We start from the raw sequence: 14,907 nt of genomic DNA, 5'->3' as shown, positions 1-14,907 counted from the left end.
ATCACTTATAAACAGGAGGTAACACCAATGAACGAGGAACCGGAAGTATTAGCAGAGAGCTACATCGACAGATTGATTCAAGAAGAGCTGGGAGCAGGGACTTACAGTAGAGATATTTGCACGAGATTTCCACCTGAGCCTAACGGGTATCTGCATATTGGCAGTGCGTATGCTATTCACACGAACTATACGACTGCGAAAAAGTATGGCGGGAAGTTCCATTTGCGCTTTGATGACACCAATCCTTTAAAAGAGGATTTGGAGTATGTAAATGCCATCATCGAAGATATTCAATGGATGGGCTATCCACCGGACCATATTTTTTATGGATCAGATTATTCTGAGAAAATATACAATAGCGCAGTTACGTTAATCCGAAAAGGAAAGGCTTATGTCTGTGATTTATCACCTGAAGAGGTGACAGCCTATAGAGGGACGCTTACGGAGCCGGGAAAAAACAGCCCGTTCCGGGAGCGTTCTGTAGAAGAGAATTTGCGGTTATTTACGGAGATGAAAGCTGGAGATTATCCGACGGGAGCCAGAGTGTTGCGGGCTAAAATAGATATGAGCTCACCTAATATCAACTTACGTGATCCGGTGATTTACAGAATCATTCATGCGGAGCATTATAGAACGGGTAACGAATGGTGTATCTATCCGATGTATGATTTTGCCCATCCTATACAAGATGCTATCGAAGGGATTACGTATTCCTTATGCTCGATTGAATTCAAGGATCATCGGCCGCTCTATGAGTGGGTACTGAATGAGCTGGATACCCCTGAAGCTCCCAAGCAAAGAGAGTTTGGACGGGTGAACATCACCGGAGTTGTGACGAGTAAACGGTATATCAGGCAACTGGTTACAGGCCATTATGTGGACGGTTGGGATGACCCAAGACTTCCTACGCTTCGCGGTTTACGCAGAAGAGGTTTTACACCGGAGAGTATCCGGAATTTTGTGAAGGAAATTGGCTTTGTCAGAAATAGCACCATTGTGGATATTGCCATGTTAGAGCATGCGCTTAGACAAGATTTGAAGGCAAAGGTTCCAAGTGTGATGGCTGTTCTTAAGCCTTTAAAAGTGGTCATTACTAATTATCCTGAGGATCATAATGAAGGGCTGACGATTGAGAATAACAGTGAAGATAAGTCACTTGGGGAAAGAGAGGTTCCTTTTTCACGGACCCTTTATATTGAACAAGAAGATTTTATGGAGGAGCCGCCAAAAGGTTATCACAGGCTGACTATGGGGAACGAGGTAAGGCTAAAGGGTGCTTATTTCATTAAATGCAACGAAGTAATCAAGGACGAAGTTACCGGAGAAATCCTAGAGCTTCGCTGCACCTATGATCCGAGAACGAAGAGCGGAAGCGGGTTTAATGAACGGAAGGTTAAGGCAACCATTCACTGGGTATCGGCAGATCATGCTATCAAAGCTGATGTTCATCTATATGAGCGGCTGCTGAAAGATAACGACGGTTCTAAAGAAGACGGTGAGCGCTGGGATGCGTATCTTAATCCGGATTCCTTGACAATCCTGAAGGATTGTTTGCTGGAGCCATCGATGGGCAACGCAACGCCAGAAGATAAATTTCAATTGATCCGGCATGGATTTTTCTGTGTGGATACGAAGTACACCACGGCAGATAAGCTGGTGCTGAATCGGATAGTACCGCTGAAGGACACATGGAAGAAAAATTCATAAGCAGCTTAAGCTAGGCGAAGATCGGGTAATTTCTGATCATCGTCTAGCTTTTTTTTTGTTATTGGTCATAAGTATTATAAGCAAATGAAAATTCCATATGAAACATATTTACATTTTTCAGAAATAAGCATATACTTTAAATATAAGTTGCACAGGGGAAACTTTCGTGTATATAGACAACTTTTTCAGGGCAAGAGGAGGAATTGAAATGCTCGAACAAACTTTAGTAGAACAACCACATATAAAACAACATAAGAACTCTGTTTCAGCACAAGCCGTACTTAACGGGGAGATCAAAGGGATTAAACGATTACTTCCTTTCCTAGGCCCAGCTTTTATCGCTGCAGTTGCTTATCTGGATCCGGGTAATTTTGCCACCAATATTACGGCAGGCTCCAAATATGGATATCTTTTATTGTGGGTGATCGTAGCCTCGAATCTAATGGCTGTATTAATCCAAGCGTTATCCGCCAAGCTGGGGATTGCGACAGGCAAGAACTTGCCTGAGATCGCTCATGATCGTTTTCCGAAGAGTGTATCTATCTTCTTATGGATTCAAAGTGAACTGGTGATTATAGCTACGGATCTGGCAGAGTTTATCGGGGCGGCATTAGGATTATATCTCTTATTTGATATTCCCATGCTGCCAGCAGCACTGATTACTGCGGTGGGTTCATTTGCTATCTTAGAGCTGCAACGCCGGGGATACCGCTCCCTTGAGGCAGGGATTGCCGCAATGATTCTTATAGTCGTATTAGCCTTCGCTTTTCAAGTTATTGTAGCTAAACCAGATATGGGAGCTGTTGCTGTAGGCATGTTTACACCGAAGTTTGAAGGGGTGGACAGCATCCTGTTGGCCGCAGGAATACTAGGTGCAACAGTGATGCCACATGCGATTTACCTGCATTCATCACTTACACAGAATCGTATTGTCGGAGTAAATGAATCGGAGAAAAAACAGATTTTCAAACTGGAATTTATAGATATTATAATTGCGATGATTATCGCAGGTGCAGTAAATATGGCTATGGTTATTGTCTCTGCGGCATTGTTTTTCAAAAATGGTCTCGTGGTTGAGGATCTGGATGTCGCGTTTCAACAATTTGGTCACTTAGCTGGGCCAGTAACGGCTATCTCGTTTGGGTTAGGACTCCTCATTGCGGGACTGTCGAGTTCCTCCGTAGGAACTATGGCTGGTGATGTGGTTATGCAAGGCTTCATCAACAAAAGAATTAACCTGTACTTGCGCCGTGCGATTACCATCATTCCCCCACTAGCGATCATTGGTTTTGGTGTGAATCCAACGAAGGCACTCGTAATAAGTCAAGTGATTTTGTCCTTTGGGATTGCGTTCGCGTTGATTCCACTGGTTGTGTTTACAAGCAACCGCCAGATTATGGGCGGGTTAGTGAACCGCAAAATGACAGCCACTCTGGGCTGGATTATCTCCGGTCTGGTTGTATCGTTGAACTTGTTCTTGGTCTATCAAATGCTCGTATAAGGAAGCAGTCAAAAGAGCCCGACCCACAAATCTCCTCAGATCATACCTGAGAGATACATGGGTCGGGCTTTTTTTTTGGAGTGTTGTTCCAGCCAGTTATTTAAAATAATCTGCTACGCCTTCGGCGATGGCTTTAGCCGCTTTTTTCTGATAGGAGGTCTTGCGGACAATGGACTCGTCTATAGGATTGGTAAGGAATCCAAGCTCGACCAAGGTAGCTGGAATCCGATTCTCCCTTAGGATGTGATAATCGCCAAAGGACAACCCGTTGCTCTTCAGACCGATGCCTTGCCCCAGCCGGGTTTCAATCGCCCGCGCGAGCTTCAAATCATCCGCTTCTGAATAAAAGAAGGTCAACGTTCCGGACACATTTTTAGGTGAAGAATTATAATGAACGCTTACAAAAGCGTCAGCACGCAAGGCTTGGCTCATCTGAACACGACGTGCTAACGTGGGCTTTTGATCGTCTCGGGTGCGAGTCATCTCTACCCGTGCTCCTTTAGCAACAAGAGCATCCCGGACATAAAGTGCAGTGTGCAGATTCAAATCCTTTTCCATGGTGTTATATGTAGTGCCGAGCATGCCCGGATCACTGCCGCCATGACCAGGATCGATGACGATCAGCTTTCCTCGTAGTCCGCCTTTATGCTGGACGGTGCTTATGCTGCTTGTACTGCTTGGTGTGCTTCCGCTTCGGATATATTGCTCTGCCACCCAACCAGTTTCACCGCTGGCTGTGCGAATTCGAGCCCAGCCGTTCTGATGAAGAAGGAGAGTGACTGTATCCTTGGCTTTTAAAGAACCGAGCACCTTATATTGTGTTCCTGGGCCACTTCGGATGCGTAGAGAATCAGCCGTGACTGTAGCCTTTGAAGTTCTACTAGAAGCATTGGCTGATGTTGACGAGGCAGTATTGGTTTTAGTAGCAATAGACGTTCCAGAAGCGCTGGATTGCAGGGAGTTGCTGTTCACCTTTTTTAGGTAATAACCCGCTACCCAGCCAGAGGTGCTCCCCGCTTTAACCTCTAACCATCCATGCTGCTCATCAGTCACAGTAACCCGAGCCCCATTCTTAATTGATCCTACAACAGTTGCATTCTTAGCCGGTTCATCGCGTACATTTAAAGAACTCGCATATACCTGTGCGGTATAACTTCCCGCTGCTGTCTTTGCTTCAGCAGACTGTGGCGCTGCTATACCCAAAAGGCAAGCTGTGAGCAGGGTGACACCTATCATTTTGTTCATAGTATCCTCGCTTTTTGAGAGTAGTCGTAATTCCTTACCCAATTTACGAGGTTTAGAATAATATTTTTTGAGAATATGGCCTCTTTTCTGGTGGTCTAAAGACTTGTATAATTATTACATATCGGGAAAGAGGATGAAGGAGCATTGCCGTGACTAAACCAAAGCTATTCATTGGATCTTCCAGGGAGTCTATACGTTATGCAAGAGCGATTCATGAGCAGCTGAAGAGGGATGCTGAAGTGCATCCTTGGTATGCCAACGCTTTTCGGGCGAATGAATACACTATGGAGGCGTTGGAGCGAAATTTGGATGAGAGCGATTTTGCCGTATTTGTGTTCTCGCCAGATGATGTCGCCAAAATCCGTGGTAAATATTATTATGTGACCCGCGATAATACGGGGTTTGAAATGGGTTTGTTTTGGGCTAGATTACGGCGCAGCCGTGTTTTTTGTCTAGTGCCTGATCAGGTAACTGCGCGTGATGATCTCATCCCTGGAGAAAATGTAGAAGAATATCATCTGCTATCTGATTTAGCGGGAATTACATCTTTAGAGTATGAAGTGCATCACGATAATCCTACGGCTGCTGTGGATGTGAGCTGTGGTAAGATTATTGATAGTATTCAAGAACGTGGAAGATTCCGTGACCCGCTTAAAGATTTAGAGCAGCTAAAGATGGATTTAAGGCGCAAGGAAAGTATCCTTCATTTTTTTTGGCAATATAATAGTAATGTGACCATCTCCGAGAATGGAGATAAATATCACGCACTTAGTGAGGCGATACGCAATTCCTTTTTACCTCCGAAGCATTGTCGTGTAATCGGTGCAGCCATCTGGCAGGCACAAGAGAAGGAACAACTTGTTCAGGTGGGGGGGAATGTCGGACGTGGTCACTCCTATCCCTTGTCTGTAACGAAAGGGAATGAGAAGCAGCCTAGTGTGGTAGATGCATTTTTATCGAGTAAATGGACTTTTTTTCAACGCACGGAAGTTGCAGAGGTATATATCCTATGCTATCCTCTAGGTAAGAAGTATGTTCTTTCCGTTCATTTCTCAGGAAGTGATGGATTATCTGCAGATGATCTTAAGGCGGTAGTTGGGAATAATCAGGATTTATTCCGTACCATCAATCATTTAGTAGGAGAGGATTCAGCATGAAGAGAATAAAAGGTATTAACAGCTTATCCGATGCTGTTCTCCGATCTGCGAGTGGTGGGAGCAGGAGTGCAGGCGGCGATGACAAAAGCACCAAAAGAAAAGCAGGCTCGAGTCATTCTACTCAGCAGCCAGCTTCAGCTCAGATTTATACTGCACCTTCTTTGGACGGCGGAGACGACGAATATAAGAAGCTTATCAGCGGGAAAGTAGATAATAATAAACCATCCTTTGCGTGATTTTTTTTATAAAAAGGGGGCCTCAGCCGTTGGCTTGAGGGCCCCTTTTTGGTATTCCATTCTAACGGCTGTTCTTCTTGGCGATCTCGCGCCGTACGACAGGTGCAACCTCTGTTGCCAAAAGTTCAATGGCTTTGGCTACCTTAGCGTAAGGAAGGCCGCCGATATCGAGCTGAGTCATAAAGCGGCTATGACCGAACAGCTCATGCTGATAGAGAATTTTTTCGATAATTTGCTGCGGGCTGCCTACAGCCATCGTGTTATCAGCAGATACATATTGCCCAAAGTCATCACGAGACACCTTGTACTCTTGACCCGGTTTTGGACTGATAGAGTTACGGTAACTATAGTAGTAAGGGTAATATTCATCCAACGCCTGCTGTGAGGTTTCAGCAATGTAGCCGTGGCTAGTGATCGCAATCTTTAGATCCTCAGGTGGATGTCCTGCTTCAATTCCGGCACGCCGATAGGTTGCGGCAAGCTCTTGAAAAGGCTCTGGACTGCCGCTTAGGATGGCGATAGCCATTCCGGTCCCGAGCATCCCGGCCTTCTCCGCGCTTTCTGGAGAACCGCCTACACCAATCCAGAGCGGAAGATTCTCTTGCAATGGACGTGGAGCAATCTCCGAATCCTTCAGCGATGAACGGAAGGAGCCCTCCCAGTTCATAACTTCATGTTTGTTAAGCTCCAAGAGTAAATTGATATTCTCGGAGAATAGACGGTGATAATCTTCAAGCTCATACCCGAAGAGCGGAAAAGACTCCACAAAAGCACCACGCCCCGCAATAATCTCTGCACGTCCATTCGACAGCAAATCAAGTGTGGCGAAATCCTCGAACACCCGTACAGGATCAATGGTGCTTAATACGGTTGTTGCGCTCGTTAGTTTAATTCTGTTAGTAACCTGAGAAATGGCAGCCAGCACCACTGGCACCGAAGAAATTACAAAATCAAGACGATGATGCTCACCTACACCAAATACATCAAGTCCCGCCTCATCTGCCAGCTTAGCTGCAGCTACAACTTCGTCGAGACGTTGTTTTGGACTGATCTTCTTCCCAGTATGACAATCCGCTACGATGTCACCTAAGGTATAGATACCAAATTCAAAATCGGATGCTGGTGCTGCGGTTGCTTCGTTACTCATGCTCACAAACCCCTTGTTATTCATATATTTGCTAAAGCCTGTCCGTGTATGGAGAATGTGATTATTATAACACAATGACTTACAAAATGTAAGTTTGTGAGTAAATGTTTTGATTTCTTCTGTTGTTTTTGACAAAATGGAATAATAATCCATAAGGATTATGTCCTGCTCGTCCAATATTATTATATTTGATTTTAAGAAGCTATCCAAATGAGGCAGTTACTTATATGAGGAGGAGTTTGGTGGTGAGAGGAACAATATTGAAATCTTATCTTCGTACTGCAGTTATTGGTTTAGGGGTATTGCTTATGGTAAATCCGGTACAAGCAGCTGCGGTTGATCCACACACCTCTTTTATAGGCTCGAATGGTGATGATTACTATGCAAACCTGCCTGCTGCGAAGGTTGAATGGTCAACAACAATGGATTTGCCAGCTTTGAAAGATGTGCCGTCGGATTATATCATGGGTAAGGGTGTTGTTGCAGTTGGCGCGGGCAAAGCTTTTGTCCTTCAAAAGAGTCAGCTTTTAGCGATTAACGTCCAGACTGGAAAAGTAATGTGGAAATACGGCTCCAAATTAACAACGCCGCTGCTCTATCAGGATGGCGTGGCTTACGTCACTTCGGAGGCAGGTACGATCTATGCAGTTAACGCGGCTACGGGCAAAAATAAATGGAGCTCATCGGCAACCAGTAAAGGTGTCAGTAAATTGTTAATTGATAAAGAGCAGCTATTCGCTGCTAATGGCGATATTCAAGCCTACAATCTGAAAGATGGCAAGTTGCAGTGGCGCGATAATTTCAGCGAAATGCTGTTTGAACCATTTATGGTTGAGGGAAATCTGGTGCTAGCTCAAAACTCAGAATCCGGAGCGTATACGTATGACATTTTACATGCGTTTGATCGAACAACAGGTAAAGAGCTTTGGAATAGTGGTAATCATAGTCTTCCGATTGCAGCAGATGGGACTACGCTTATCTCACAACGGGAAGCTACATTGGTAGACCCTCTTCCTTTGACGACACTCGATCATTTGGATGTGAAGACAGGTAAGCTTATAAAGGCTGTAGAGTATAACCCCACTCATATAGATCCTAATCATCCGAAACCAGAAGAAGAATATATGACTAGCGGAGGCAGAGCCTGGATCATTGGGGACAGGATATATATTGGGGGACAAAAAGGAGTCTATGGCTACCCAGTAAATGTTGATCCAGCTGCCGTAACACGAGATAATTATTCGTATGAATCCATCGGAGCTAAGTTATCCTACGCGGCGGGTCCTTATGATGGAAGAGTTCTTTTTAGTAACGAACAGAGCATCTATGGTGTTAAAATGTCTAATAAATCTGTGTTCCAGTACGGAGGAATCAGCAATCCGATTGCCCGCTTCGATCTGCTCGGACATGGCATGTATGTTGCCCAGACCGATGGGAAATTGGTTGCTATTGATCTAATTACCGCCAAACCGATCGTGCAGCTCAAAACATCAGGTAGAGTATTCGGCCCAACCTTGCTGGAGGATGGGATGATTATTGTGCAGAGTAAAGGGAAGTTAACTGCTTTCAAGGAGCCTCAGGCTCTGAAAATGAAATAATCGAATCCACAACGGCTCTCCGATAAACATCCGGCAGAGTCGTTTTTTAGTGGAATGATCCACAATCCCAGTGCGAAAAATACAAATCTATTTTATGATAATAAGGTTATAGGATGAGTAGACTGTAAGTTAACGAAATTACATAGAAGGACCGAGGGATATTATGGAACAGCAAGCGGTTTGGGCGATAGGCATTTTTCTGCTGATTTATGGACTTATTATTTCCGAAAAGATTCACCGTACCATTCTGGCGATGTTAGGAGCTATCGTCATGATAGCGATGGGCATTGTGGATCAGGAGACGGCATTGCAGCACATCGATTTTAATACTATAGGATTGCTTGTAGGAATGATGATGATTGTAGGGATTACCGCTGAGACGGGGCTTTTTAAATACGCAGCTGTGAAATCAGCCAAGTTGGCGAAGGGGAAGCCGAAGAGAATACTGATTGCTTTGTTTGTGATTACCGCAGTGGCTTCAGCCTTTTTGGATAATGTGACGACAGTGCTGCTTATGGTGCCAGTCACCTTCAGTATTACAAGACAACTGCGCATACATCCGCTGCCTTTTTTGATGTCACAAATTATCGCATCTAATGTAGGCGGAACGGCAACCTTGATCGGAGACCCGCCTAATATCATGATTGGCAGTGCGGTTAAGGAGCTGACCTTCATGGCTTTTATTAGCAATCTGACACCCGTGATTATCATCATTGTTTTGGCGTATATCCCGCTGCTGTTATTGATGTTCGGTAAACAAATTAAAACTACACCTGAACTGCAGCAGAGCATCATGGACATGGATGAGAAGGTTATGATTACGGATCATAAGCTGCTGCGAAAATGTTTGATCGTACTGGCAATTACGATTGCCGGGTTCTTTTTACATCAGGCGTTACATTTGGAGTCCGCTACGGTTGCGCTGGCTGGTGCATTTTTACTGCTGCTGCTGACCGGAGGGGAACATATGCTGGAAAAAGCTTTTCACAGCGTGGAATGGATTACGATCTTCTTTTTTATCGGACTGTTCGTGTTGGTGTCAGGGCTTGTAGAGACAGGTGTGATTGCAGAGCTGGCAGCAAAAGCGATTGAAATAACGAATGGTGATGTGCTGATGAGCTCAATGATGATTTTATGGGTCAGCGCCATTACCTCGGCATTTCTGGATAACATCCCTTTTGTAGCAACTATGATCCCGCTGATTCAGGAGATGGGCAATATGGGGATCAGCAATTTGGAGCCGTTATGGTGGAGTTTGGCCTTAGGCGCTTGTCTGGGTGGCAATGGCACATTGATTGGTGCGAGTGCTAATTTGATCGTGGCGGGTTTGGCAGGAAAAGAGGGGTACCCGATTACATTCATGAAGTATTTGAAGGTCGGATTTCCTTTAATGCTGTTGTCCATTGTGATCTCCAGCGTGTATTTATATTTAAGATATCTGATGTAAGCAGCGTTACTAAGAGCCGGGGGAGCGATATGCTTGAAGTGATATTTTGAAACGGTAGAAGTTGTGGAGGAAGTAGAAGTAGAAGTAGTAGGAGTAGTGGAAGTAGTGGAAGTAGTGGAAGTAGTGGAAGTAGTGGAAGTAGAGGAAGTGGTGGAAGTAGAGGAAGTAGTGGGAGTAGAGGGAGTAGATGCAGAAGTATAAGTAACAAGTGGAGGCAAAATGCAGATTTTGAAGCGGTAGACATAGGTTGGAGTGACGGTGGGGGCATATAAGTGTATTTTGTACAGTTATAACTCATCGAATAAATCGCTAAGAAAAATAGTTGTATTCAGTACACTTATTTTCATGATTTCATCAGCTAAAGGTGGTTTTTCTGGATTTTAATTGTATAGAATACAGTTATATTCAGGACAACCCCTTTTTTATACGAAATAAGTGTACAGAATGCAACTAAATCAAAGATTGGGTATAGATTCGGTAATTAAAATATACGGGGGGGATCCGGAGGAGTTATTCCGAGGTTTACCCAAAGTCGACTTAACCCTACGCAATGCAGATAAACAAGCAGGCAGTGTTTCTCCAATATCTGGAGGCTCACTGCCTGCTTGTTTTTTACATTAGAAAGGGCTGTTTAAGGAGTATGGCTTCCAAAATACTGGTAAGTTCCTTTGGGATATTGATTCCACTCGCCCTCAAGTGAATACTGCTGTGATCCAGTGTATATACCAGATTTACGGACAATAGTTCCACCTGTGGAGAGGAATTGCTGAGTAGAGGTAGGGTCACCGAGAACATCCACGATTTGGCCGTTTTTCTTCAGTACTAATGCTGTAATATTATATGTTTTTGGATTATATAGACTCAGCTCATCATTGTAATAGGAGATATTCATTAAATCAAATGCGTCCCCAAAAGTAGAATCTATAAACATATACGGCATTGCTACAGGTACAGGAAATAATGGCCGGGAATAAACCTGTTTGGTTTGGGTGGCTTTCATAAATTGGTGGACTTCAAGGGTGTAACCTTCTGCTTTTCCTGCGGGATTACCATTTCCTTTATAGTACAGCTCAACTGCGATTCTGCCGTCACCGCCGTCCAGATACTCTGAGAAGAATAGCTCGGAGGTACCCTGTGAAGCCACACTTATAGATAATACAACCGCTTTGCCATCAGAACCTACTATCCATACCGTTCCTGGACTTGTAGGACCATTCCATATAGCTCCATTCAGAGTTACAGGTCCGCTCAATGAACCTGTGCTGCTTTCTGTATACACTTTAAATTGACTCTGATTAGGAATCAGCTTGGAAATATCGAAGGAAATATTGGATACACCTTGCTTGGTGGTTATTGGCACAAAGCCGTTGTTTACAAGCTGGGCTGTAATCAAGGTGAAAGTTGAGGTAGCTGAACCTCCTTTATCATCCGTTGCTGTGAGGGTCACTAAACCACTCGCTGAACTATTAGCTGCCGGAGTTATCGTCAGAGTGTTGCCATTAAGGCTAAGTGTACCAGCATTTACGTTATCTATAGAAGCTGAATAAGTAAGCATGTCATTGTCTGGATCTTGAAAAAGCTGGGCCAGATCAAATGTACGTGGTGCCGTGATACCTGGTGTTAAGAGTTGAGTAGTGATTCCAGATATCGCAATTGGTGGCTGATTAGACGTTACAGTGAATGCAAAAGTAGCAGTGTTAACGCCACCTTGGCCGTCCATTGCTGTTATTGTAATCATGGCTGTACCTGAATCGACCGGCACAAGGTTGAGATGATTCCCATTTACAGATACAGTGGCAACGCTAGCGTCAGAGGATGCAGCTGCGAATGTAAGCGGGTCGCCGTCCGGATCAATGAACACATTACTGATGTCGACGTTTTGGACACCACTTGTGATCAGAGCAGACATTGGATCAATATTATTTTGCACGACTGGTGCATGGTTCACCGGAGTCGGCGCCGGAGTAGGGCTAGGAGTCACTGCGGGAGTAGGCTCAGGAGTCGCGACCGGAGTAGGCTCCGGAGTCGCTACTGGAGTAGGAGTAGGACTAGGAGTCGCGACCGGAGTAGGACTAGGAGTCACTACGGGAGTAGGCTCAGGAGTCAGCGCCGGAGTAGGCTCAGGAGTCGTCACCGGAGTAGGACTAGGAATCGTCACCGGAGTAGGACTAGGAGTCGTCACCGGAGTAGGACTAGGAGTCGTCACCGGAGTAGGACTAGGAGTCGTCACCGGAGTAGGACTAGGAGTCGCTACTGGAGTAGGACTAGGAGTCGTCACTGGAGTAGGCTCCGGAGTCGCGACCGGAGTAGGCTCAGGAGTCGTCACCGGAGTAGGACTAGGAGTCGCTACGGGAGTAGGCTCAGGAGTGGCTACCGGAGTAGGACTAGGAGTCACTACCGGAGTAGACTCAGGAGTCGCTACTGGAGTAGGCTCAGGAGTCAGCACCGGAGTAGGGCTCGGAGTCAGCACCGGAGTCGGACTAGGAGTCGGTGCCGGATTAGGCTTAGGAGTCGGATCGCTCACGGCGGCGTTAGCAGACGTGGACGAAGTATACGCAGGAGCAACGGCTCCAGATGTATTTTGAACCGTTTGGATATTATCTTGAATGGCTGTGTAATTTGTTATGAAATGTGAAGGCAGACTGTTGCCAGGCAACTGCAGATTTTGAATAGACAAGGAGGGATCGATGGTGATCTTAGCGCCGCCTTCAACTATTTTTAAGGTTTGCAGGGAACCGCTACCATGAATAGTAACTGGAGTTATAGAATCCACAATGATCTGCCCAATTTGGCCCTGAAAAGTTATACTCGAAACGCCATTTTTAATCTTCAAATCACCGGTAACATTGCCTTTAATAACAACATCATTTCCAGAAATATTGAGCAAAGAACCGGAGGGTAAGCCGGAGGTATTTAGTTGAACCCCTTTTTGTACAATTTCAAGCTCCTGCAAACCGTCCACATGACGATTCAAAGAATTGAACTTAAGGACAGCTCCTCTTAAAGCATCATGGTTGTTATCACCCATTAATTCTTTGAGTTTACCTTCAATGAGGTAAGGCGTGCCATTGATCGTTACGAAATCTCCATCTATATTGTCGATCGTTGCAGTTTGTTGTTCTTCTTTAAAAATATTCAGCAGAAAAGAAGCCATATCCTGCCGCTGAACAGTACCTTTGGGGCTGAACATATCTTCGGGAGAGTCTATAAGTTTAAGACGTAATGCGACATCGGTATACTCTTTTGCCCAATTGCTGATTGTGGATTCGTCATTAACCTTGTTGGCCTGTCCGCCTTGCGCTCCAGTTCCGCGGATGGCACGTACAAATATAACTGCAAGCTCTTCTCTAGTTACAGGTCTGGATGGATTAAAATCACCTGTAAGATCACCCTCCATAAATCCTGCCTTTTTAACAGCCTCAATAGCGGACACACTCCAACTGGAATCAGATACGTCTCTAAAGGAAGAAGTGGAGTTTACTGAGGAATCTAGCTTTAAGGTCTTCGCTAAAATGGCTGCCAGCTCTTGGCGAGTCATTGTCGCAGTGGGTCTGAATTGTCCGTTGGGATCGCCTTTAAGCAAGCCTAGACGAGCAGCCTCGAGGATTGCGGCACTTTTCGTCTGTTGTATTTCGGTTAAATCGGAGAACGGTGGAGTGATTTCAGCTGCAGATGCATAGAGAGTACCACCGAACAAGGTGTTAAGGGCAACAAGTGTTGCTCCCCATTTTAATGATATGCTTTTCAAGCAAAAGCCCCTTCCTTAGAACCAATTTGTCATAAGCTTACTTCATTATATCGACGCAAAAGTGAGGTTTTTTAATACTTTCATCCTACTAAAAGTGATTTAATTCATTGCTTTTCTAACTTATGAACTAGAAAAAACTCCACTTCTGTTCCATAAAAGGGCTTGTTTTTTGTTGACAGCTTATAAAATCGATGATATTTTAAATATTATAATTCCAATTGATTTACTTTGAATAATGATTGCCGACTGTTCCTACAGAGGTATTGCGAATGTAAAAACGCAATGCCTCTGTTTTTTTGTCCATACAGATTAAAGGAGGGGTCAAGGTGGGAGAAGCGTTGCTGTCTATTTCGAACCTAAATAAACGTTTTGAGTCTGCCGGTGGTCATGTTCAAGCACTCCATAATGTAGATCTCCATGTACAGGAGGGCGAATTTATTACAGTCATCGGCCCCAGCGGCTGTGGAAAAAGTACATTATTACGCATCGTAGCCGGTCTGGATAGCGGGTACACTGGCAGTGTCACCCTGGAAGGGGCAGAGATTGGGGGTCCTGGGATCGATAAGGGTTTTATTTTTCAGGAGCATCGCCTCTTTCCCTGGCTTACCGTTGAGAAGAATATTGCCTCTGATTTACCGCTAGGGAACAAGGAGGTTAGGCGGAAGGTCGATGAATTGATTGATCTGGTGAAGCTAAATGGATTTGAGAAATCTTATCCCCGCGAGTTGTCGGGAGGGATGGCCCAGCGGGTAGCAATAGCTCGTGCACTTCTGCGCAATCCGAAAATACTGCTGCTGGACGAACCGTTTGGTGCACTGGATGCATTCACTCGAGCCCATATGCAGACGGTATTGCTGGACATTTGGCGGGCTAACCAAACAACCATGATTTTTGTGACGCATGATATTGATGAGGCTGTGTTCTTGGGGAATCGGGTAGTGATTCTAGAGCCGCGTCCCGGGAAAATACGTAAAATTGTACCGATAGATTTACCGTATCCACGGAAAAAAACAACGACCTCCTTTCAAGAGCTGCGTTTGAAGGTGTTGAATTATTTTGAAAAGGTAGATGAGCTAGAGCTTACAGACGGAGCCGGAATATAAAATAGGTCGACCATACCC

At 44.9% G+C, this 14,907-nt stretch carries 11 protein-coding genes; 8 read left to right on the top strand and 3 right to left on the bottom strand.

Annotated elements, in window-relative coordinates:
- Positions 1–27: 27 nt before the first annotated feature.
- Positions 28–1,707, top strand: coding sequence for a glutamine--tRNA ligase/YqeY domain fusion protein (locus tag NYE72_RS26990; protein WP_339210827.1), 1,680 nt, complete (start codon positions 28–30; stop codon positions 1,705–1,707).
- 208 nt (positions 1,708–1,915) lie between these two features.
- Complete coding sequence (locus NYE72_RS26985; RefSeq protein ID WP_051491117.1) at positions 1,916–3,208, top strand: Nramp family divalent metal transporter; 1,293 nt, start codon at positions 1,916–1,918, stop codon at positions 3,206–3,208.
- Positions 3,209–3,304: 96 nt separating this feature from the next.
- Here the strand turns inward: NYE72_RS26985 and NYE72_RS26980 are convergent, their stop codons facing one another.
- The gene (locus tag NYE72_RS26980) at positions 3,305–4,453 is read right to left on the bottom strand and encodes an N-acetylmuramoyl-L-alanine amidase (RefSeq protein ID WP_339210824.1); all 1,149 of its coding nucleotides are present in this window, start codon (positions 4,451–4,453) and stop codon (positions 3,305–3,307) included.
- Between the two features lie 149 nt (positions 4,454–4,602).
- Between NYE72_RS26980 and NYE72_RS26975 the strand changes: the two genes are divergently transcribed.
- Both NYE72_RS26975 and NYE72_RS26970 read left to right on the top strand, forming a co-directional pair.
- Complete coding sequence (locus tag NYE72_RS26975) at positions 4,603–5,610, top strand: TIR domain-containing protein (protein WP_175617364.1); 1,008 nt, start codon at positions 4,603–4,605, stop codon at positions 5,608–5,610.
- Positions 5,607–5,846, top strand: a complete 240-nt coding sequence (locus NYE72_RS26970) for a hypothetical protein (protein ID WP_076273497.1) — start codon at positions 5,607–5,609, stop codon at positions 5,844–5,846. The genes NYE72_RS26975 and NYE72_RS26970 overlap by 4 nt, the downstream gene beginning before the upstream one ends.
- A 61-nt stretch (positions 5,847–5,907) precedes the next feature.
- Here NYE72_RS26970 and NYE72_RS26965 read toward each other — a convergent pair whose 3' ends face one another.
- A complete protein-coding gene (locus NYE72_RS26965) occupies positions 5,908–6,993 on the bottom strand; it encodes an LLM class flavin-dependent oxidoreductase (RefSeq protein WP_339210822.1) in 1,086 nt (361 codons plus the stop codon).
- Between the two features lie 245 nt (positions 6,994–7,238).
- On the opposite strand from NYE72_RS26965, the gene NYE72_RS26960 reads away from it, so the two are divergent.
- The 3 genes from NYE72_RS26960 (at position 7,239) to NYE72_RS26950 (ending at position 10,239) form a co-directional block, all read left to right on the top strand.
- Positions 7,239–8,591 carry a PQQ-binding-like beta-propeller repeat protein gene (locus NYE72_RS26960; protein ID WP_339210821.1) on the top strand — a complete coding sequence of 451 codons (1,353 nt, stop codon included), beginning with the start codon at positions 7,239–7,241 and terminating at the stop codon, positions 8,589–8,591.
- Positions 8,592–8,754: 163 nt separating this feature from the next.
- Positions 8,755–10,038, top strand: a complete 1,284-nt coding sequence (locus NYE72_RS26955) for an ArsB/NhaD family transporter (RefSeq protein WP_036680299.1) — start codon at positions 8,755–8,757, stop codon at positions 10,036–10,038.
- 63 nt (positions 10,039–10,101) lie between these two features.
- Positions 10,102–10,239 (top strand): hypothetical protein, encoded by a 138-nt coding sequence (locus NYE72_RS26950; protein WP_339210819.1) that lies wholly within the window; start codon positions 10,102–10,104, stop codon positions 10,237–10,239.
- A gap of 430 nt (positions 10,240–10,669) precedes the next feature.
- On the opposite strand, the gene NYE72_RS26945 is transcribed toward NYE72_RS26950, so the two are convergent.
- Positions 10,670–13,786 carry an S-layer homology domain-containing protein gene (locus NYE72_RS26945; RefSeq protein ID WP_339210818.1) on the bottom strand — a complete coding sequence of 1,039 codons (3,117 nt, stop codon included), beginning with the start codon at positions 13,784–13,786 and terminating at the stop codon, positions 10,670–10,672.
- Between the two features lie 326 nt (positions 13,787–14,112).
- Here NYE72_RS26945 and NYE72_RS26940 point away from each other — a divergent pair, with 326 nt between their 5' ends.
- Positions 14,113–14,889 (top strand): ABC transporter ATP-binding protein, encoded by a 777-nt coding sequence (locus NYE72_RS26940; protein ID WP_036680296.1) that lies wholly within the window; start codon positions 14,113–14,115, stop codon positions 14,887–14,889.
- Positions 14,890–14,907: the final 18 nt, after the last annotated feature.

Source organism: Paenibacillus sp. FSL L8-0333 (assembly GCF_037965665.1).
Lineage (GTDB): Bacteria > Bacillota > Bacilli > Paenibacillales > Paenibacillaceae > Paenibacillus_AQ > Paenibacillus_AQ odorifer.
This window is presented reverse-complemented; position numbering and strand designations above follow the sequence as displayed.